The organism is Marinitoga piezophila KA3 (genome assembly GCF_000255135.1).
Taxonomy (GTDB): Bacteria; Thermotogota; Thermotogae; order Petrotogales; family Petrotogaceae; genus Marinitoga; species Marinitoga piezophila.
In genome coordinates, this window is the sequence record NC_016751.1 from 1 (window position 1) to 20,679 (window position 20,679).

A 20,679-nucleotide genomic window follows, 5' to 3' on the forward strand; every position below is an offset into this window, starting at 1 on the left:
TAAATCTCAACAAAGTTCATGAAATTTTTTCTTGATTAAGTATGTTAAATCTGATATCCTATATAGTGCACCTCGTTTTATTATTTTTATTTTTTGGTCAGGGGGTAATTGTTGTGTCGAAGGAAGAACTGTTGGAGCAATTGAAATCGAAAATAAATAGACTTACCTGGGATCAATGGTTTACCTCTGCCAAGATTCTCGATATACAGGGAGATAGGGTAATAATAGGAATGGGAAATCTTTTTATAAAAGATTTCGTAGCAAAGAAATATGGTAATCTTGTGTCGGATACGCTTTCTGAAATTCTTTCTAAAAAAGTAAAGGTTGAATTTACATTTATACCAGCTGACCAAAATAAGAATAAACCAGCTGGAAAATTAATCAAGGAAAGACCTTTAAAATTATCCGACTTTAATCCTGAATATACATTTGAAAATTTTGTTGTTGGAGAATCTAACAGAGTGGCATATTATTCTGCGTTAGAGGTAGCGAATAATCCAGGGAAATACAATCCATTGTTTATATATGGCGATGTTGCCTTAGGAAAAACGCATTTATTACATGCTATTGGTAATAAAGTTATGGAAACATCTCCAAATTTAAAGGTTATGTATGTAACAGCAGAAGAGTTTATGAATGATATGATGCGTTCTTTAAGAGAAGAACAGATGGATGATTTTAGAGAACGTTATAGAAAAAAGGTTGATATCTTATTAATTGATGATGTTCAATTTTTAATAGGAAAGGACATGGCTCAGGGAGAACTCTTCCATACATTTAATACATTATTTAATCTTGGAAAACAAATTATTATCTGTTCTGATAGAACGCCTGAAGAATTGGCAACCTTTCATCCAAGGTTAATAAGTAGATTTGAAATGGGATTGGTTGTTAATGTAAATGAGCCTGATAAAAAAACAAAGTTAAGAATTGCTAAGAAAATGGCAGAGATGAGTTCTTTATATATTTCCGATGATGTTGTTACATATTTGGTAGATAACATAGATAATAATTTAAGAAAATTAAGAGGTTTAATTTTAAATCTCTTTTTCCATAGCAAGGTTACTGGGGAGCCTATAAATGTTGAAACTGTGAAGAAATTGTATAGCTCATTAAAAAGACATAAGAAAATTGCTATGGAAAATAAAGAGAGTTTAGCTGTATTAAAGAAAAATCTTATTTTGGAGTCTGTATTAAAAGAATATAATCTTACAAGAGATCAATTGTTTAGCACTACCAGAAAGAAGGAAATTTCTGAAGCGCGTCAGGTTTTAACCTTTTTATTAAAAAATTATGGAAAGATGAAAGTAAAGGAAATTTCGTCTTTTGTTGGTAAGAATCATTCCACTGTAAGTCAGGCTATAAAGAAAATAGAAAAGGAATTAACTACAGGGAATCTTGTCTTAAAAAGAAGAATTGATGATATAAGAAGAGTTTTTGAAGAAGCAGAAAAGATTCATGATCAAACAGCAAGTTAAACTGTACCCTTATATTTCAGGGTACAGTTTTTTATTATAAAGAAATAAAAAATTTTGTAATTTCTTCTCTTCTGTAATGGCAGTAAGGTTTTTTTCCTGTTTTTTCATAATAGTCCTGATGATAATCTTCAGCAGAATAAAATTCTTTCGCCTGTTCTATTTTTGTAGCTACATCATATTTTGACTGTAAAATAGATATAATTTTTTCAGCCAATTCCCTTTGCTCATCTTCGGTGTAAAATATAACACTTCTATATTGTGTTCCGATGTCAGGTCCCTGTCTATTTATTTCAGTGAAATCATGTATTTCAAAAAAATATTTTAATAATTCTTCTGTTGAGATAATTTCATTATCATATATAACTTTTACAGTTTCTGCATGTCCTGTTCTTCCTGTACATACTTCTTCATATGTGGGATTTTCTGTTTTTCCACCCATATATCCAACCTCAGTATCCATTACACCATCTAATTTTTTAAATAAATCTTCTACTCCCCAAAAGCAACCAGCAGCAAGATAAATTGTTTTTTTCATATTTTCACCTCCAGAAAATGTATATATATTATTTTACCATAAAATTAGGAAAACAAACAACTTTTTTATATTATAATAATCTGATATAATATAAATAACAACAATGAATTTGTTAAGGGAGGGAAGAAAGATGAAATGCGGAAGAGAGGTTTTAAAATCGAATTGGAAGAATCTTGAAGTGGATTTGCCAGATAGAAAAAAGGGAATTAAAAATCCTCCATATATAAAACCATATCCTCAGGATACGGAATTAATAAATTTACCAGACATAAAAGGTTTTAAACCGATAAATAATGATTTCATTTCTTTATTGTTTAATAGGCAGAGTCGCAGAAGATATAAAGATAAACCTATTAGTCTGGAAGAATTATCCTATATGTTGTTTTATACGCAAGGTGTAAAAAAAGTGGTAAAGGATAAAGTAACCTTTAGAACTGTTCCATCTGCAGGAGCTACACATCCTCTTGAAACATATATTGTTGTGTTTAATGTTAAAGGATTGGAAAAAGGAATTTATAGATATATATCCACAGAACATAAATTACTCCCAATAAAATTTGAAAACTTAAGAGAAGAGATTATAGAAGCTACATTAGGCCAAAGGTTTATAGGAGAGAGTGCTGTTGTATTTGTTTGGAGTGCAATCCCTTATAGAACAGAATGGAAGTACAAAAACGAGGCTCATAAGACAATTTCTATTGATGCAGGACATGTATGTCAAAATTTATATTTACTTGCTGAATCAATAAATTGTGGGACATGTGCAGTTGCTGCGTATGATCAGGATTTAATGGATAAATTAATTGAAGTAGATGGTAAAGATGAGTTTGTGGTTTATCTTGCACCAATAGGTAAAATTTAATAAAAATAGCAGCCTGAAATGGCTGCTATTTTACTATTACATTTATTTTTTCTTTAAAGAAGTCTTTATCTTCTTCGGTAAATACATTGGTTGGATATAAATAGATATAAGTCCATACTGTATCAATAGGGTCTATAACCATTTTTTTATCAGTTCCATTTATATAATTCACAATTTCTTTTAAAGCAGAAATTGACTCTTTATCGTCAGTATTAACTTTGAATTTCCATGTTTCAATTTTTTCACCTTTTACTTCAAGCACTTCAAGTTCAAATTTTTCCATTTGCATTCCTCCTTGGAAAGATTTCATTTTTAATTTTTTGAGAGTAATAATGTGCTAATCTTGTTGGTTCAGGGAGTTTATACCTTGTAGAAAATTTTAAAGCAAAATATCTGGCTTCATCTATTGTAATGAAATTCCCCGGTGAAACAAAAACAGGTTTTGTTTTTTCACGCGTTCTAATAACACAGCCAATTTTTTTGTCTTTTTTATCATAAATATATGAATAATCACCTTTATTATTTCCAGGTTCATCAAAGTTACCATATAATTTTGATTTTGCTATACCAATAGTCGGAATTTCTATAAAAAATGAAGCGTGAGTAGCAATTCCCATTTTTCTTGGATGAGCAATTCCATGACCGTCAAAAAAAACAATATCAGGTCTTATAGTGACTTTTTTCCATGCGTTTAAAAAGACAGGTAATTCTCTAAAAGCCAATAATCCAGGTATATATGGAAATTCAATTTCCTGATAATGATATTTTACTTCTAACTCATTGAAATTTTTATCTATTATTACTATAATTGCCAATCCAAATTCTTTATAAAACGAAAGATCGACTCCTGCAACCACATTAACTTCCTTTGACAAAGGAATTAGTGAAATTTGATTTATTAAAGATTTTTGTATATTTATGCACTTTTTATAATCTAAATCTATAAAATCATGAATATGATTATAATCCAATTTATTCACCACACTCAATTAATACAACACAATAAGCTTCTATACCTTCATTTTTGCCGCCGATTCCAAGCGAATTTCCTGATTTTCCTTTTATATTAACTTGGGAAGGTGAAATTCTCATTAATTTTGATAAAAGCTCTTTCATTTCCGTTTTATATTTGTTTATCTTTACATAAGAAGTAACAACGGTGGTATCTATATTGATTATTTTGATATTTGAAAGTTTTTCCATAGTTTTTTTTAATAGAATTTTGCTGTCTATATTTTTATATTCTTCAGTTTCAGGGAAAAGCTCTCCTATATTTTCATATCCACATGCCCCAAGTAATGCATCAATTATAGAATGAATAAGGACATCCCCATCGGAATGCCCTTTTAATCCTAAATCAGAATTTACCTCAATGCCGCCAAGATATAATTTTTTGCCTTTTTCAAAAGGATGTACATCATATCCAAAACCAACTCTGAACATTATTGTAACCTCACTGGCATAACTATATACATGTATGAATCATCGCCAACAGGTTTTATCATTGTTTGTGAGCTTTCACTTGTAATATTAAATTCAACCTCAGCGGTTGCAATATGGTCAATAGCCTCTCTTAGATATTTTGGAGAATAAGCTATTAATATATCTTCACCTTCTTTATCAACTTCTAATTCTTCAACAGCAAGACCTACATCAGGTGATTTCGCTGATAATTCCATAATACTATCTTTTATTTCTATTTTTACCTGATCATTTTTTGCAGCAATTGAAACTCTTTTTAAAACATTAAGGAATAAATCTGTTGACGCAATAACTTTTGTTTTAAATGCCTGAGGAATTATATTTATATAATCCGGGAAAGGTGCATCAACGACATTTAAGATTATTTCTACCTTATCGTCTTCTAGGAATATTAGAACCCTGGAACCATCAAAGAAAAGTTCTATGTTTTCGGTTTTTGAGCTCTTTAAAACATTTACGAGTTCTTCCATACTTTTTAGAGATAATAAAAATGATGGTGGCATATTTACTGTATCTAATGAAAGTTCAGCAAGTGCTAATCTATAACCATCTGCAGCAACAAGAGTTAAATAACCACCTTCTCTAAAGTCCCAATAAACACCATTTAAATTTTTTGAAATATTTTCAGAGCTTTTTAATGCACAAAAAATAACCTTTTCAATCATAGCTAATAATTTAGTTTTTTCAAATGTAAATATTCCTTCTTCAACTTTATTTGGTACTATTTCCGGAAAATCTTCAGGATCCATTGTTGGAACTACAAATTCAGATTTTCCAGCAATAATTTTAATGTTTTTTCCTTCAATATAGATATTAATATTTTCATAATTTAAATTTCTTATAATATCTACAAAGTTTGTAGCATCAACTACAAATTCAGGTTTTAAAGAAGTTGAATCAGTCTTTATTTCTTCAGGGGAAAATAATGTGTTGTTTTCTTCTTCGGTTTCAATAACTTCAAAATTTTCATTTTCAACAGCATCAGCTGAAACGCTTTCTTCTCCGAATAATTCATTGTCTATTTTTTCAACCTCTTCAAATAATATGTTACTTAAAACACCATGAAAAGAAGTTTGTAAATCTGTTGCGTAAAGGTGTAAATTGTTATCCTTAACAGAAAACTTAAATCCAGATAATACAGGGTTTGTTGTTTTTTTAGCCACAGCTTTTGATGCCATATCCATAAGGTTTAAGAGCTTGTTTCTTGTAACTTCTAGCTTATAAATCATTTTTATTCCTCCTCAATCTATTTTATTTGATTATTTCATATAAAAATATTTATATATTCTATTTTACAATAAATCTTCATTAAAAATCAAGTAATATATAGTATAATATATATGAGGATGTGAAATTGTGAGATTTTTAAAGATCATAACTATTGTTTTTTCTATAATTATTTCATTATCAATGGTATATGATAAATTTAACGATGAAATTAATTATAATAAAATATTTTCAGATATTGAAAAATATAAAGCAACACATAAAATTAAAGGAGGAAGAAAGATGAAAGATAGACCTGTAATACTTGGTCATAGAGGATATAGGAGTAAATATCCAGAAAACACAATTTTAGCTTATTTAAAAGCTATAGAATATGGTGGAGATGGTGTGGAGCTTGATGTTCACCTTTCTTCAGATAATGTTTTAATAATTCATCATGATGATAACTTTGAAAAGATCACAGGTGATAAAAGAAAAATTAGAGAAATGACTTCGAAAGAAATAATGAAAATAAAAATAGACGGAGAGCCAGTTCCTACGCTTGAAGAGGTTTTTGTAAAATTACCAGAATATGCATATATTAATGTTGAAATAAAAGATCCAGATGCCTCTGAGCTTGCATATAATGTTGTTAAAAGTTTTAATGCGTTTGATAGAGTTCTATTTTCTTCATTTGAAATTGAAAGTTTGAGACGTTTAAGAAATCTTGATAAAGATATAGATCTTGGACTATTAATTGAAGATAAAGAGAGAATAGAAAAAATAATGGGCTTACACAAAGAGCTTAATTTTTATTCTTTAAACCTTCCAGTTGAAGGAATTGAAATGTTGGGGTTAGATAATTTTAAAACATTAATATCAAAATATTCTGAGATTGGGTTGCATATTGTAATATGGACATTAAATGATATTAAAACATTAGAAAATTTAGATGGTTATATAGATGCTGTAATTACAGATGATATTGAAAAAATAGTGAATTATTATAAATGATTTTTATAGAAAAATCTATGGGTTATTACATGATGGGGGGGATAATATGCCTGAATTTGCAAATCCATTTTCTGGATTAAAAAAGGATAAGAAATTATCTCATGAAGAATTGGTAAGGGCTATTAGATTCATGGTTGCAGCAGAATATGAGGCAGTTCAAATGTATATGCAACTTGCAGAATCTACGGATAACAAATTGGCAAAAGAAGTTCTTATTGATATTGCCAATGAAGAAAGAGTACACGCAGGAGAATTTTTAAGGTTATTGAAAGAACTTGCACCTGATGAAGAAAAGTATTATGAAGAGGGTGCCAAAGAGGTTGAAGAGGAAATTGAAAAGTTAAAAGAATAATAAAATGGCTAATCTCGTCTGAGATTAGCCATTTTTATATGAAAAATATATGGTATAATATGTACTGTATATGGAAAATGGGAGGTGTTGGTATGAAAAGAAGATTATATTTTATTCTGGCATTATTTATTATAGTAATTACATTTAATTCATGTGGAGCTACAAATAGTGGTATATTTGCTCAACCTGATATGGAAAAGAATACTTCATATCATGATTTTAAAGGATTTGGAATTATTGATTACAAAACTTTTCCTCATGAAGCACAGGCAAAACTTGCAGCTCTTGAGGCTGCAAGGCAGGATGCATATACAAAAGCAGTGGAATATGTTTATGGGACATATATTGATTCCAGTACAACTGTAAAAGATTTCGTTATGCAAAACAAAGAAATTGAATCAAAATTATATGGTTTAATAAAAGGTGCCCAGGAAATAAATCAGGGATTTGATATGAATGAAGGAATGGCATGGGTTGTTATAAGAATATATAAAAAGGATATAGAAAATATTATTGGAAAAAGAATAAAGTACTTCTAAAAAAGGAGGAATTCTTTTGAAAATCCTGTTTTTGCATCAATTTAATAGTTACTGGGATGAAAAATTGAAAGAATTAAAAAAGGAATTCCCGGAAATAGAAATAATATTTCCTCAAAAAAATAAAGAAATATCATTAAAAAATGCTGAAGCAATAATAGGTGGATTTATAAATGAAACAGAATTAGAAATAGCAGAAAAGCTTAAAATAATTTTTGTTCCTTTTGCTGGTGTTGAACAATTACCTTTGGAAATATTAAAAGAAAAGAATATTATTGTTTCAAATGCTCATGGGAATGGGAAATATGTCGCTGAAAGAGCTGTAGCCTTAGCTTTAGCTCTTCTTGGAAAAGTTATTCCATTTCATGAAGATTTAAAAAATGGAGTATGGCATGGTTTTACAGTTGGAGAATCGATTTTTGAATCATGGCACTCAATTCAAGGAATGAAAATAGGAATACTTGGATTTGGAGAAATTGGTAAAAATATAGCCAGGTTTTTAAAACCTTTTGATACTGAAATTCATATATTAAAAAACAAAAAGATTGATTATATTCCAGAAAATGTTGATAAAGTTTATTATGATGTTGATGAAATAATTGAACAAAGCGAAATGTTGTTTTTAACTCTTCCGTTAACTGAAAAAACATTTAATATTTTGAGCAAGGAACGGATTATGAAAATGAAAGATAAGTATATAATAAATATTGGAAGAGGGAAATTAATTGATGAAGAAGGGTTATATTTATCTCTTAAAGAAGGAATTTTAAAAGGTGTAGCTTTGGATGTATGGTTTAATTATCCAACAAAAGAAAATAAAAATGTGTATCCTTCAAAATATCCTATATGGGAATTTGATAATGTTGTTTTATCTCCGCATGTAGGTGGCTATTCATTTCATGCAACAACAGCAGGTATAGATTATACTATTGAAAGTATTAAATCATATTTGAAAACAGGAAAACCATTGTCAATAGTTGATTATGAACATAAATATTAAGCTAATTGTGAGGTGATATTTTATTAAAGAGTTTATTAATATACCGGATGACATAGAAATTATAGAACTTTTCGGTACTTATAATAATAGGGTAAAATATTTAAAGAACAAATTTGATGTTGAGATTAGCTATTTAAATAATCGAATTGTTATAGTAGGAAATAAAAAAAACAATATTGAAAGGGTAAAAAGCATTTTAAAGGAAATAATAGATATAACCTCAAATGGACATTTGCTTGATTGGACAGAATTTCAATATATAACTTCATTATATGAAAATAATAAAAATACAATTCAAAAAAATGAATCTAAATCATATAAAAGTGTTGTAAATACTACAGTAAGTGGAATGAGAGTTCAGGCAAAAACACACGGACAGTCGTTATATATAAACACAATGAAAAAAAATGATATAGTCTTTTGTATAGGACCAGCCGGAACGGGGAAAACATATCTTGCAGTAGCTATGGCGGTTGAATTTTTAAAAACAGGTCAAATACAGAGAATTATATTAACAAGACCTGCAGTTGAAGCAGGTGAAAAATTAGGTTTTTTGCCAGGAACGTTATACGAAAAAGTTGATCCTTATTTAAGGCCGCTTTATGATTCGTTAATGGATTTTATGCCAGCAGATAGAATAGTTGAATATAAAGAAAAAGGAATTATAGAAGTGGTACCATTGGCATATATGAGAGGAAGAACTTTGAATAATGCATATATTATTCTTGATGAAGCGCAGAATACTACATATTATCAAATGAAAATGTTTTTGACCAGGATAGGATTTAATTCAAAAACTGTTATTACAGGAGATATTACACAAATAGATCTTGAAAACAAAAAGGATTCAGGACTTTTAGCTGTTCAAAAAATATTAAAAAATATAAATGGGATTTCATTTATAGAATTAACTGAAAATGATGTTGTTAGAAATCCATTGGTTAAAGAAATTATAAAAGCCTATGATAATTTTGAGAAAATCAAGGTGAAGAAAAATGAAAAAATTTAATAAGTTAAAAATAGTGATAATAGTACTTAATTTTTCAATATTATCTATATTTTCTGAAATATTTTTATGGAAAAATGTAACCATAGAATTTTTGTATAATTCCCTTTTGATACTTATCCCTTTCTGGTTTGGGATAATAGAGTTTTTTATGAATAAAAATAAAAAATTCAAATTACATCCTAAAAATTATTGGGCAACATTTTTAACTGTACTTGATATAGGTATAGTGTTAAATATAATAGCTTTAAAATATTATTCGGATCCGGCAATTTCACCTGTTTTTGTTACTGTAATGATAACCTTGATGATGGATTTTTATATGGGATTATTAATATCTTTAGGCTTTTCTTTTTATTTTGCACTTTTACTTGGTTCATCGTTTAAGTTATTTATTATTCTATTTATTACAGGGAATGTAGCAGCATATTTTAGCAAAAATCTTTATTCGAGGGTAAGGATTATAATTCCCGCTTTTTCGGCTATAATAGTCCAGATCATTTCTTATCTGTTATATTATCAATTTGACTATGAGGCTATTCCTGTAATAAGTTTTTCTAATTTTATACAAATGTTATTAATTCTTGGAGTGTTGCCATATCTTGAATATATAACAAGAATATATTCCGATATTGGATTGTTGGAATTGGGGAATTTGAATCATCCATTATTAAGAAAATTATCATTTAATGCGTCAGGAACATATTATCATAGTTTGATTATTGCAAATCTTGTTGAAAGTGCTTCTGAATCGATAAATGCAAATCCTGTTTTGTTAAGAGTTGGATCATATTTTCACGATATAGGTAAATCTTTAAGACCATTGTTTTTTACCGAAAATCAAAAAGGTATAAACCCGCATGATAAAATAAATCCGAAACTTAGTGCTATTATCTTGAATAAACATGTTACAGATGGAATTGAACTGGCAAGAAAATATAGATTACCTATACTCATTGAAGATTTAATAGCACAACATCACGGAACAAGAATAAAAAGATATTTCTTCCATAAGAATCTTGAACAGGAATTGAATATTCCAGCAGAGGAGTTCAGATATCCAGGACCAATTCCACAATTTAAAGAATCTGCTATTTTAATGATTGCGGATAATATAGAAGCAATTACAAGAAGCATGAAAGAGTTAAATAAAAAGACTTTATCGGAAAGGTTTGATAAACTGATACAGGACCTCTTTTTTGAAGGGCAACTTGATGATTGCGGTTTAACCTTGTCTGAAATAAACAAAATAAAGGACTCAATGATAGAAACAATACTGAATATGAATCATTCCAGAATTAGTTATCCGGAAATTCCGCAGGAATTATTGAAGGAAGGGAATAAAAATGAAAATTAATGTAATTAACAATCAAGATTTAAAAAAAATTGATGAAAAAAAAGTTGAAGAAGTGTCAAAATATGTATTATTAAAGGAAATAGGCGAAGGAGATTATGAATTAAATATAGTAATTACAGATAATAATGAAATTGCTAAGTATAATGAAGAATATAGAAACAAGAAAGGACCAACAGATGTATTATCCTTTGAATATGGATTAGATGAAGAAATAATTGGAGATATAATGATATCTGTTGAAAGGATTGAAGAACAGGCTCCAGACTTTAATAATACCTTTGAAGAAGAATTTTTTTATATTTTAGTTCATGGAATATTACACATATGTGGATATGATCATATAAATGAAGAAGATAAAAAAATAATGTTTCCAAAACAGGATAAATATTTTCAAGAGTTGAAAGAAAAAGGAATTATCTAATTGAAAAATTTTTCATACTTATGCAACTGAAAGATTTTAGTTAATAATTCCCCATATTCCTTCTTTAAAATAGCGTTTTTTAAAATAATCAGGTTGTTTATAATCATTAGAATTGTTATAATAAAGACGATTTTAAAACAAAATTTATTAAAGGAGGAGTCAAAATGTCAGTGATTAGACCATTTAAAGGTTTAAGACCTGTAGAAAATATGGTAGAGGAATTTTCCTGTCCCCCATATGATGTTTTAGAAGAAGAAGAAGTAAAAGAAATAGTTTCAAAACATCCAAACAGTTTTTTAAGAGTTACAAGGGCAGAAGTAGAATTCAATGAAGATATAGATCCACACAGTGAAGTTGTGTATAAAAAAGCAAAAGAAAATCTTGATAAATTTAAAGAAACAGGAGTTTTAATGGAAGAAGAAAAACCTGCATTATATTTATACAGAGAAACATGGCAGGGGCATTCTCAAACAGGAATTTTTGCAACATTTTCTGTTGATGAATATCAAAAAGGTTTAATTAAAAAGCATGAATTAACAAGACAGGATAAAGAAGACGATAGAACAAAGCACATAATGATTTTAGAAGCACAAACAGGTCCAGTATTCCTTACATTTAAATCAAAAGAAGAAATAAAGGATTTAATAAACAAAGGGATTGAAGCAGCAAGAAAAATATATGACTTTACAGATGAAAAGGAAGTTCATCATGAATTATGGGTATTAACAGATGAAGAATTAATAGAAAAATTACAAAAAGCATTTGAAAGCGTTGAAGCATTATATATTGCTGACGGTCATCACAGAGCAGCTGCAGCTTCAAGAACAAAGGAAATATTAAAATCAAAAAATCCTGCGCATACAGGAAATGAAGAATACAACTTCTTTATGGCTGTTGTATTCCCGCATGACGAATTAAAAATCCTTGATTATAATAGAGTAGTTAAAGATTTGAACGGATTAAATGACGAAGAATTTATGAAAAAAGTAGAAGAAAAATTCGAAATTTCAGAAGCACCAGAATCACCATATAAACCAAAATCAAGACACGAATTTGGAATGTATATTAATAAAAAATGGTATGTATTAAAAGCAAAACCAGAAATAGTTAATGAAAATGATCCTGTGGAACAGTTAGATGTTTATATTCTTCAAAATTATTTATTAGATCCAATACTTGGAATTGAAAATCCAAGAAAAGATCCAAGAATTCACTTCCTTGGTGGAATTAGAGGAGTAAAAGCTTTAGAAGATTGGATTGACGGTAAAAATTGGAAAGTTGCATTCTCCATGTATCCAACATCAATAGAAGAATTAATGGCTGTTGCTGATGATAATAAAACAATGCCACCCAAATCAACATGGTTTGAACCAAAACTAAGATCAGGATTATTAATTCACGAAATATAATAAAAAAAACGGGCAATTCGTTATGAATTGCCCGTTTTTTTATTCAATAAATTAAAGAAAGTTGCAAACCAGAAAAATACTAAAAGGAAATAAATAATAAATCCAAAATAATCTATAAATTTAATTTTAAATATTAATGATATTGTATGAGTTGCTGTTATGTAAGCCCCAGTAGGGAAGATAAAAGCAAACCAGGATAAAGTAAAAGGTATCTTCATTTTTTTAGAATAATATATAGTTAAAGAAATAGCCATTAGCAACCACCAGATACCGTAACCCCACAATAAAAATGAAAATCCATAAAAAACATCTTTTGAAATAATAAAATTAGATGCTTTTGTTAGTTTAATTAACGCTGTTGTTCCAGCACCGATAGGACCAAGATTAACCCATATAGTTGGTGCCATAATATTTGGTAATGGATGATGTAAAATAAATCTGTACATTGAAATTGCAGACATTATTAAAAATAGAAAAAAACCTGTTCCCCAGCTAAAGTAATTGATAAAAATAATAAAATCATTTACCCAACCCTGAAAATGATTAATAAAAAAACTTCCTGGAATTGGAATAACAATAAAAGCAACTGGCGGAATAAAAAACGCTGGACAAATGTGATCAAGTTTTATATGGTTTTCTTTAAACATAATAAATGGAGTTATGATGCCGAATAAAATAGTAAAAAATGTACCTGCAATCCAGAATCCAAACGAAAATGAAAAAGAATTATTAAACAACATTTGTATATTTGCTGATATAACAAGCATTGCAGCACCAAAAGCTGAGAAAAAGTTGGAAACAAGCGGATGATAAAAATCTTTTAAAAAATCCTTTTTAAAAATAAAAAATTTCACAATCCATAAAGATAAAAAAATGATAAACAAGAGAATATTGAGATAGAAAAGGAAATAAGAAAACGATCTTAGAAAGGAAAAGTATTGTGAAAAAATCAAAGAAGTGATAGAAAAAATACCTGTTCCCATAATGCCAGCAAACCATGATGGTTGAAATTCTTTAGCATTCATATAACTACCTCCTTGAAATATTAAAGATTGCAATTATTATCTAAGACAACATATTCTTTACTTCTTTCTATATCTTCAGAGTATTCGTTAAAAAGATCATGTTTTAAGTAATTAAAAAAAATGAATTTATTTGCTATTTTATCATTAATAGAATACTTTGTAAGAGTTCCCATTTTTTTTGGCATAATAATTCCAATTAGTCGCATCTTTGAAATATGCCTTGAAACAGTAGATTGAGGTAAATCAAGAATTTTAGTTAATTCACAAACGCAATGTGGCCTATAAAATAAAAGATTTAAAATACGTAAACGGGTTTTATCGGCAAGAATTTTCATTAACTCTTCTAACATTAAAACACCTCTTTCTAAATATCCGGATATCCGGATATATTATAAATTAATAATGTTAATGTAAAATGAAGGAAAAATAAAAATAAAAAATTAGGAAGGATAAATAAGATATCTAAATAATATTTTTCATTATTACCAACTTGTAAAAAAATAGAAATTTTTATTTAACAATAAATAGATATAATAAATGTGAAAAAAGTAATTTTAAAATTTGGTAAAAAATGAAAGTGTATTTTATATATAAAGTGAATAAAATCACTAAAAATAAGGAGGGAGTTACTATGGCAAATTATGAAGTAACAAAAACAATTGATGTAAGAGGAGAAGTTTGTCCGGTGCCAGATGTAGAAACAAAAAGGGCATTAAAAAAAATGAAATCAGGTGAAATTTTAGAGGTTTTAATTGATTATGCAATGTCAGTTGAAAGGATTCCGGAAACTGTGAAAAAACTAGGGCATGAAGTATTAGAGGTTAAAGAAGCTGGTAATAGCGAATGGAAAATTTACATAAAAGTGAAATAATTCCTTATAGGAGGATGATTAAAAATGGACGGATTCCTTGATATTCTTTATCAATATGAAATTTATTTTGGATTGGGAGTAGGACTTTTATTTGGTTATATTTTACAAAGAGGGCGTTTATGTTTTAACTCAGCAATTAGAGATGTTAAGTTTTTTGGTGACAATTATTTGATGAAAGCTATTTTTTTGGCAATTTCTATTAATTCACTTGTGTTTGTTGCAATGGCTCAATTTGGTTTAATACAATTACATCCGCTCGCATTTGCACCACTTGGAAATATACTTGGAGGTTTAATTTTTGGGTTTGGAATGGTTTTAGCAGGTGGATGTGCAAGTGGTGTTACATATAGAACCGGAGAAGGAATGATAAGCGCGTGGATTGCTGCATTATTTTATGCAATATTTGCATCAGCATCTAAAGCAAGCTTTTTAAAACCTTTAATTTCGTTATTAAAAGGTCCGGTATATACTGTTGAAGGTGATGGGAAATATTATGCATATGACGCTGTTGGACCAACAATTGCAACTGTTTTAAAGGTAAATCCATGGATACCAGCAATAATTTTTGCGGTAATTGTATGGTATATTCTCTGGAAAACAAAAACTACTGAAAGGCCAGATTCAGCATGGAACTGGAAATTGTTGGGTATCCTTACAGTAATTGTTTCTGCATTAGGATATTTAACAAAACAAACATATGGTCTTGGAATTACTGGTGGCTGGGTAAGTTTAATGAATTATCTTATAGGCGGTAAATATATAGGCTGGTCTGGAATGTTTATTCTTGGAATTATTTTTGGTTCTTTAGTAAGCGCATTAATTCGCAAAGAATTCAAATTTAGAGCACCAAGAGATCCAAAAGTGTTTGGACAGGTAGCTCTTGGTGGAATTTTAATGGGATTTGGAGCTGTTTTGGCAGGTGGCTGTAATATTGGACATTTCCTTACAGGATTTTCACACCTTGCTATAGGTTCTATTTTAACAACAATATTCTTTTTTCTTGGAAACTGGGCTGGTTATTACTGGCTTTATGAAAGGGATTAATTATTTTTATAAATTATTATAAATCTATGGAGGTGGAATTATGAAATTAAGAAAGGGTTTATTGGCATTATTGGTATTGATATTATTGATAACAACATTAACAGCAGAAATTAAGGTAAAAACAGCTAAAGATTTTATTGCTGATGCAAAAGCTGTTGTAAAGGAAATAAGTGTTGAAGAAGCATTTAAGATATATAAATCAAAAGATTCAAAATATATATTCCTTGATGTTAGAGAAGCAAATGAAGTTGAAGCTGGACATATTCCAAATGCACATTGGATACCTAGAGGATTATTGGAATTTAAAATTGCATCGCTTGTGAAAAATACAGAAGATAAGATTATAGTTGTATATTGTAAATCCGGAGGAAGGTCAATTTTAGCAGCTAAAACATTGAAAGAAATGGGATACAATGTATTAAGCGTTTCAGGTGGATTTACTGCATGGAAAAACAAAAGATATCCAATTAGAAGAGGATTACCTGGAACAACTGGTGGAGGCTGCTCTTGATTATAAGAATATAGATATAGGAGGCAATAATATGAAAATAGCTATACAGGTTATGGTTCAACCATATACTTATCAGGATATAGATTCTGCTATAAATATAGCAAAAGCTGCTTTGAATAAAGGGCATGAGGTGACAATTTTCTTATTCTGTGATTCTGCAATAGCTTCAAACGATAAAATAAAACCCGTTAGAAGTGATAGGAAAATACCTTCATTATTAAAAGAAGTTGTAGATATGGGTGGAAGAGTTGAAATTTGTGGAATTTGTATGGATTATAGAGGCATTACAAAGGATATGATTGTTGAAGGTTCTAATCCAAGTGGATTGCCAGAACTTGCTGAATTAATATATGAAAGCGATAGATTCATAAGCTTTATGGCGTGAGGTGAAAATAATGGATAAAAAAGTATTGTTTGTAGTCTATCAATCTCCTGTAGGAAGTATATGGATAAACGAAGCATTTAGAACAGCATTTGGTATGTATGGTGAAGATATAGAACCAGCTGTAATGGTTATGAAAGAAGCAGTAACAGGTATATCTGCCGACACTAAACCAGAATCACTGGGGTTATTGCCAATAAAAATTGTTCAACGATTTATAAAAAGATATGAAACACCTGTATATGCATTAAAAGAAGATGTTGAAAGATATCATGTGAAAAATATAGATGAAAATTATCAGGTTCAAATGATATCAGAAGAAGATTTATCTGATTTCCTTCATGATTTTGATTACGTAATATTTATGTGAGGTGGTTATTGTGGCCTTAATTATGGTTAAATATGGTATAGATCATCCTGTAGAAAGACTTAAGATTCAAAGTGCAAAAAACGATGATACAATAGTTTTAATACAAAACGGAATATACTGGAATTTTGAAAATTTAAAAAAATTAACAGATGCAGAAGTAGTATTATTAAAAGAAGATTTTAATGCGAGAGGATATTCTGATGAAGATGCAAATGTAAAGCTGGTAGATTATAACGGTTTGATTGAAGTTATAGAAAAACAGGAAAAGTTTATTGGATAAGTAAAGTAATTTTTGGGGAGCTAATAACTCCCCTATTTTTTTAAGAGTTTATTTTTTGTTAATCTAAAGGTTAATAAGTATTTTTTTTAAAAGGATAAAATTATATCTGAATATAAAAGGTTAGGAGGGGTAAGGATGTATGATGCAATTGTAATAGGTGGAGGACCAGGAGGATATGTTGCAGCAATTAGATTGGCACAACTTGAGAAAAAGGTTGCCCTTATTGAGAAAAATAATCTTGGGGGAACATGTACAAATCAGGGGTGTATTCCTACAAAAGCTATATTGACTGCTGCACATCTTTATTCAGATATTATAGGTAAATCAAAAAAGTTTGGTATAAAAGTAGATAATGTGTCTTATGATCTTGCAGGAATTCTAAAACACATGAATAAATCCATTACAATGTCAAGAAAAGGTATAGAATATCTTATGAAAAAGAATAATATAGATGTAATGAAAGGAAATGCTATTATAAAAGATAAAAATCATGTAGAAATCGAAGAAAGTGGAGAAGTTATTGAAGGAAAAAATTTAGTATTAGCCCATGGTTCAGTACCAGCTATATTTCCACCATTTAGCGAAGTTGAAGGAATATGGACAAGTGATGATGTATTTAATAATATGAAAGAATTGCCAGAAAGTATAGTTATTGTTGGTGGAGGAGTCATTGGTGTTGAATTTGCTACATTCTTCTCTTCGCTTGGAAAAAAGGTATATATTGTTGAACTTGCAGACCATATATTGCCATTTGAAGATGCAGATATTGCACAGGAAGTAAAAAAAGCTTTAACCAAAAAAGGTGTAAAAGTTCTTGAAAAGACAAAGGTAAAGGGAGTTTCAAAAGAAGAAATATATAAAGTAACAATAGAATCAGAAAAAGGCGAGGAAATCATCGAAGGTGAAAAAGTATTACTTGCAGTTGGAAGAAGACCATATATTCCAGAAGATGTAAAAGCACTTGGAGTTAAAATAGAAAAAGGTGTTGTTACAGACAAAAGAATGAGAACAAATATAGAAAATGTATATGCAATTGGAGATATAAGAGCACAGATAATGCTTGCACATGTTGCAATGTTTGAAGGAATTGTTGCTGCTCATAATATAGCTGGCGAAGAAATGAAAATGGATTATTCAGCAGTTCCATCAATAATTTTCTCATCACCAGAAGTAGCCTCAACAGGTTTAAAAGAAAAAGATCTCGATCCAGAAAAAATCGTTATAGGGAAATTTCCTGTTTCTGCAAATGGAAGAGCAAGAACAATGGAAGAAAGGGAAGGATTTGCAAAGGTTATTGCTGATAAAGAAACAGGTAAAGTACTTGGTTTTGCAGTAGTATCACCATCGGCAACCGATATGATAATGGAAGGAGTACTTGCTGTTAAACATGGATTGACTGTTGAAGAAATTGCAAATGATATACATCCACATCCAACTTTGACAGAAACAATACTTGGAGCATTTGAAGACGCTGAAGGAATGGCTTTACATATTTAAAGATATCCAATAATAAAAAGTCCTGACATATATTTAAAGGTTGTCAGGACTTTTTTATATATATCTTTATTTCACCAGGAAATTCACTAATTTTTCCCAAAACAGTATTGCCCTCTTTAGTTACCGAAATAGGAATCCTTTCTGCAGATAATGGATAATCTACAATTACCAATAAGATTTTATCTTTATCCATATTTTCAAGCACTTTTCTTGTTTTTATGTCAGGGATAGGGCATATTTCTCCACGCATATCAAGAATAATATCAGGTTTTATATTTAATTTATTTTGATCAAATGGACATATTGTAGAATCAGAACAATCAATTATTCCCGTTCCATTTATTTCGGAAACAAATTCAATGGCATACTCTAAAATACGAAATATTTTAGTTGATGCAAAATCAAAATATTCAATACCTTTTTTTCTTGAAGAAGTTAGAATTCCAATTTTTTTCATATGTGTGAGATGTCTATACACTGTCGAAATATCATAGCCTAACCTATTGGCTATATCTGAAGTAGTTAAATGATTATCAAGGATAGATATTAATATTTCAATTCTTGTTTGATTTGAAATAGTTTTAAAGAGTTCGTGAAGAGTTAATTTTTTAGACATTTTTAATCATCTCACTTTCTATATGTTTTCATATTCATTCTACAATAATAATAAAAAAATTTCTTTTCTTGATTATTAATAAAATAGTGTTTTTTTATTAATATGAATATATTAATTTTGGACAAAAATATTTTCTTGATATAATATTATAAAAAGCGGTTAGGAGGAATTTATGAAAGTAATAAAAATAGAAAGTCTTCAAACAGGAACTTTTATTGACAGACCAAATAGGTATCTTGCAAAAATTGAAATTAACAATGAAATTCATGAAGTTCACGTTCATGATCCAGGAAGATTAAAGGAGTTATTATATTCTGGAAATGAGGTTTTGATAAAATCTGTCTCAAATAAAAAAAGAAAAACAAAGTGGGATTTAATTGCTGCTAAAAAAGATAATAAATATGTACTTGTTAATTCAATGTATCATAGATATATTGCTCAAAAAATGCTTGAAAAAAGGTTTGAGAAATTACAGGCAGAAGTAAAGTACAATAATAGCAGAATAGATTTTTTAGGTAATGAGAAAACATGGATTGAAGTAAAAGGATGTACTTTATCTATAAATGGAATTGCATTATTCCCAGATGCTCCAACAAAAAGAGGAACTAAACATCTAAATGAATTAATTGAATTAAAAGAAAAAGGTTATGAAACAGAAGTTTATATTTTAGTATTTTCAAAAGCAGAAGTTTTTTCTCCAAATTTTAAAACCGATAAATTATTTGCTAAAACATTCTATAAAGCAATTAATAAAGGGGTAAAAGTTCATCCGTTATTGTTTGAATTTCAAGATGAATGGATAATCTATAAAAAAGAGTTAGATATTATGGAGGAAGATAAATGGATTATATAAAAAAGATATATGAATATGTATTAAACTTAGAGCACGAACATTCGCATGATTTTGGGCATATATTAAGGGTAACGAAAAATGCTGAAATTATAGCAGAAAATGAAAATGCCAATAAAGAAATTGTGATAATTTCTGCTCTTTTACATGATATTGCAAGAGCAGATGAATTAAAAGGATTAATTGAAGATCATGCAATAGAAGGGGCCTTGAGGGCAGAAAGATTTTTAAAAGAAATAAATTATCCATATGTTAATGAAGTGAAATATTGTATAGAAGTTCACAGATTTAGCAAGGGTTTAATTCCTGAAACACTTGAAGCAAAGATTTTACAGGATGCAGATAGGCTTGACGCTTTAGGAAATATTGGAATAGCAAGGGTATTTATGCATAAAAATGGTGGTGATATAAAAGAAAGACTAAACCATTTTTATGAAAAAATACTGAAATTAGGAGATTTAATGCATACGAAAACCGCTAAAAAAATGGCAGAAGAAAAAAATAAAATTATTAAAAATTTTGTGGAAGGACTGGAAAGGGAATTAAACTTAATATTTAAAATTTAATAATTCTGG

The 20,679-nt window shown here is 28.9% G+C and carries 26 protein-coding genes and 1 pseudogene; 19 read left to right on the forward strand and 8 right to left on the reverse strand.

From position 1 onward, the window contains the following. Nucleotides 1–113: 113 nt before the first annotated feature. Nucleotides 114–1,478, forward strand: coding sequence for a chromosomal replication initiator protein DnaA (gene dnaA, locus MARPI_RS00010; RefSeq protein WP_014295533.1), 1,365 nt, complete (start codon nucleotides 114–116; stop codon nucleotides 1,476–1,478). Between the two features lie 34 nt (nucleotides 1,479–1,512). Here dnaA and msrA read toward each other — a convergent pair. Further along, nucleotides 1,513–2,001 (reverse strand): annotated as a pseudogene (msrA, locus tag MARPI_RS00015) (peptide-methionine (S)-S-oxide reductase MsrA); the annotation flags it as partial. A gap of 142 nt (nucleotides 2,002–2,143) precedes the next feature. On the opposite strand from msrA, the gene MARPI_RS00020 reads away from it, so the two are divergent. Next, nucleotides 2,144–2,875 carry a SagB/ThcOx family dehydrogenase gene (locus tag MARPI_RS00020; protein ID WP_014295535.1) on the forward strand — a complete coding sequence of 244 codons (732 nt, stop codon included), beginning with the start codon at nucleotides 2,144–2,146 and terminating at the stop codon, nucleotides 2,873–2,875. Between the two features lie 25 nt (nucleotides 2,876–2,900). Here the strand turns inward: MARPI_RS00020 and MARPI_RS00025 are convergent, their stop codons facing one another. From MARPI_RS00025 to dnaN, 4 genes are read right to left on the reverse strand one after another with little or no spacing between them, the layout of a single operon-like run. Further along, on the reverse strand, nucleotides 2,901–3,158 hold the full coding sequence (locus MARPI_RS00025; RefSeq protein WP_014295536.1) for a hypothetical protein: 258 nt from the start codon (nucleotides 3,156–3,158) through the stop codon (nucleotides 2,901–2,903). Continuing rightward, on the reverse strand, nucleotides 3,145–3,846 hold the full coding sequence (nfi, locus tag MARPI_RS00030; protein WP_041638394.1) for an endonuclease V: 702 nt from the start codon (nucleotides 3,844–3,846) through the stop codon (nucleotides 3,145–3,147). Before nfi ends, MARPI_RS00025 begins: the two co-directional genes overlap by 14 nt. A 1-nt stretch (nucleotide 3,847) precedes the next feature. Next, nucleotides 3,848–4,318, reverse strand: a complete 471-nt coding sequence (gene ispF, locus MARPI_RS00035; RefSeq protein ID WP_014295538.1) for a 2-C-methyl-D-erythritol 2,4-cyclodiphosphate synthase — start codon at nucleotides 4,316–4,318, stop codon at nucleotides 3,848–3,850. Continuing rightward, nucleotides 4,318–5,586, reverse strand: coding sequence for a DNA polymerase III subunit beta (gene dnaN, locus MARPI_RS00040; RefSeq protein WP_014295539.1), 1,269 nt, complete (start codon nucleotides 5,584–5,586; stop codon nucleotides 4,318–4,320). Before dnaN ends, ispF begins: the two co-directional genes overlap by 1 nt. Before the next feature lie 127 nt (nucleotides 5,587–5,713). On the opposite strand from dnaN, the gene MARPI_RS00045 reads away from it, so the two are divergent. From MARPI_RS00045 to MARPI_RS00080, 8 genes are all read left to right on the forward strand, one after another. Continuing rightward, nucleotides 5,714–6,577, forward strand: coding sequence for a glycerophosphodiester phosphodiesterase family protein (locus MARPI_RS00045; protein WP_014295540.1), 864 nt, complete (start codon nucleotides 5,714–5,716; stop codon nucleotides 6,575–6,577). Between the two features lie 46 nt (nucleotides 6,578–6,623). Then, a complete protein-coding gene (locus tag MARPI_RS00050) occupies nucleotides 6,624–6,929 on the forward strand; it encodes a ferritin family protein (RefSeq protein WP_014295541.1) in 306 nt (101 codons plus the stop codon). A gap of 92 nt (nucleotides 6,930–7,021) precedes the next feature. Further along, nucleotides 7,022–7,468 (forward strand): LPP20 family lipoprotein, encoded by a 447-nt coding sequence (locus tag MARPI_RS00055; protein WP_014295542.1) that lies wholly within the window; start codon nucleotides 7,022–7,024, stop codon nucleotides 7,466–7,468. 16 nt (nucleotides 7,469–7,484) lie between these two features. Beyond that, nucleotides 7,485–8,465 (forward strand): 2-hydroxyacid dehydrogenase, encoded by a 981-nt coding sequence (locus MARPI_RS00060; protein WP_014295543.1) that lies wholly within the window; start codon nucleotides 7,485–7,487, stop codon nucleotides 8,463–8,465. A 22-nt stretch (nucleotides 8,466–8,487) separates the two neighbouring features. After that, on the forward strand, nucleotides 8,488–9,474 hold the full coding sequence (locus MARPI_RS00065; RefSeq protein ID WP_014295544.1) for a PhoH family protein: 987 nt from the start codon (nucleotides 8,488–8,490) through the stop codon (nucleotides 9,472–9,474). Next, on the forward strand, nucleotides 9,461–10,828 hold the full coding sequence (locus MARPI_RS00070) for an HDIG domain-containing metalloprotein (protein ID WP_014295545.1): 1,368 nt from the start codon (nucleotides 9,461–9,463) through the stop codon (nucleotides 10,826–10,828). Before MARPI_RS00065 ends, MARPI_RS00070 begins: the two co-directional genes overlap by 14 nt. After that, nucleotides 10,818–11,249 carry an rRNA maturation RNase YbeY gene (gene ybeY / locus MARPI_RS00075; protein WP_014295546.1) on the forward strand — a complete coding sequence of 144 codons (432 nt, stop codon included), beginning with the start codon at nucleotides 10,818–10,820 and terminating at the stop codon, nucleotides 11,247–11,249. The genes MARPI_RS00070 and ybeY overlap by 11 nt, the downstream gene beginning before the upstream one ends. Nucleotides 11,250–11,413: 164 nt before the next feature. Beyond that, nucleotides 11,414–12,658 (forward strand): DUF1015 domain-containing protein, encoded by a 1,245-nt coding sequence (locus tag MARPI_RS00080; protein ID WP_014295547.1) that lies wholly within the window; start codon nucleotides 11,414–11,416, stop codon nucleotides 12,656–12,658. A 20-nt stretch (nucleotides 12,659–12,678) separates the two neighbouring features. Here the strand turns inward: MARPI_RS00080 and MARPI_RS00085 are convergent, their stop codons facing one another. Continuing rightward, complete coding sequence (locus MARPI_RS00085; protein WP_014295548.1) at nucleotides 12,679–13,683, reverse strand: TDT family transporter; 1,005 nt, start codon at nucleotides 13,681–13,683, stop codon at nucleotides 12,679–12,681. 20 nt (nucleotides 13,684–13,703) lie between these two features. Continuing rightward, the gene (locus MARPI_RS00090; RefSeq protein WP_014295549.1) at nucleotides 13,704–14,033 is read right to left on the reverse strand and encodes an ArsR/SmtB family transcription factor; all 330 of its coding nucleotides are present in this window, start codon (nucleotides 14,031–14,033) and stop codon (nucleotides 13,704–13,706) included. Nucleotides 14,034–14,314: 281 nt separating this feature from the next. Here MARPI_RS00090 and MARPI_RS00095 point away from each other — a divergent pair, with 281 nt between their 5' ends. The 7 genes from MARPI_RS00095 to lpdA all read left to right on the forward strand — a co-directional run bounded on the left by MARPI_RS00095 (nucleotide 14,315) and on the right by lpdA (nucleotide 18,638). After that, nucleotides 14,315–14,554 carry a sulfurtransferase TusA family protein gene (locus tag MARPI_RS00095; RefSeq protein WP_014295550.1) on the forward strand — a complete coding sequence of 80 codons (240 nt, stop codon included), beginning with the start codon at nucleotides 14,315–14,317 and terminating at the stop codon, nucleotides 14,552–14,554. Nucleotides 14,555–14,578: 24 nt separating this feature from the next. Continuing rightward, nucleotides 14,579–15,598 carry a thiosulfate transporter TsuA gene (tsuA, locus tag MARPI_RS00100; RefSeq protein ID WP_014295551.1) on the forward strand — a complete coding sequence of 340 codons (1,020 nt, stop codon included), beginning with the start codon at nucleotides 14,579–14,581 and terminating at the stop codon, nucleotides 15,596–15,598. A gap of 40 nt (nucleotides 15,599–15,638) precedes the next feature. Beyond that, nucleotides 15,639–16,109 (forward strand): rhodanese-like domain-containing protein, encoded by a 471-nt coding sequence (locus tag MARPI_RS00105; RefSeq protein ID WP_014295552.1) that lies wholly within the window; start codon nucleotides 15,639–15,641, stop codon nucleotides 16,107–16,109. A 31-nt stretch (nucleotides 16,110–16,140) separates the two neighbouring features. Beyond that, nucleotides 16,141–16,494, forward strand: coding sequence for a DsrE/DsrF/TusD sulfur relay family protein (locus MARPI_RS00110; RefSeq protein ID WP_041638396.1), 354 nt, complete (start codon nucleotides 16,141–16,143; stop codon nucleotides 16,492–16,494). Nucleotides 16,495–16,504: 10 nt separating this feature from the next. Then, nucleotides 16,505–16,861, forward strand: a complete 357-nt coding sequence (locus MARPI_RS00115) for an intracellular sulfur oxidation protein (RefSeq protein ID WP_014295554.1) — start codon at nucleotides 16,505–16,507, stop codon at nucleotides 16,859–16,861. 10 nt (nucleotides 16,862–16,871) lie between these two features. Continuing rightward, a complete protein-coding gene (gene tusB, locus MARPI_RS00120; protein WP_014295555.1) occupies nucleotides 16,872–17,141 on the forward strand; it encodes a sulfurtransferase complex subunit TusB in 270 nt (89 codons plus the stop codon). A gap of 135 nt (nucleotides 17,142–17,276) precedes the next feature. Further along, nucleotides 17,277–18,638, forward strand: a complete 1,362-nt coding sequence (lpdA, locus tag MARPI_RS00125) for a dihydrolipoyl dehydrogenase (protein ID WP_014295556.1) — start codon at nucleotides 17,277–17,279, stop codon at nucleotides 18,636–18,638. A gap of 43 nt (nucleotides 18,639–18,681) precedes the next feature. On the opposite strand, the gene MARPI_RS00130 is transcribed toward lpdA, so the two are convergent. Further along, nucleotides 18,682–19,254: a sulfurtransferase TusA family protein gene (locus tag MARPI_RS00130; protein WP_014295557.1), complete on the reverse strand. Its 573-nt coding sequence runs from the start codon at nucleotides 19,252–19,254 to the stop codon at nucleotides 18,682–18,684. Nucleotides 19,255–19,426: 172 nt separating this feature from the next. On the opposite strand from MARPI_RS00130, the gene sfsA reads away from it, so the two are divergent. Both sfsA and MARPI_RS00140 read left to right on the forward strand, forming a co-directional pair. Beyond that, the gene (gene sfsA / locus MARPI_RS00135; protein WP_014295558.1) at nucleotides 19,427–20,107 is read left to right on the forward strand and encodes a DNA/RNA nuclease SfsA; all 681 of its coding nucleotides are present in this window, start codon (nucleotides 19,427–19,429) and stop codon (nucleotides 20,105–20,107) included. After that, on the forward strand, nucleotides 20,095–20,670 hold the full coding sequence (locus tag MARPI_RS00140; RefSeq protein ID WP_014295559.1) for an HD domain-containing protein: 576 nt from the start codon (nucleotides 20,095–20,097) through the stop codon (nucleotides 20,668–20,670). Before sfsA ends, MARPI_RS00140 begins: the two co-directional genes overlap by 13 nt. The last annotated feature ends 9 nt before the right edge of the window (nucleotides 20,671–20,679 follow it).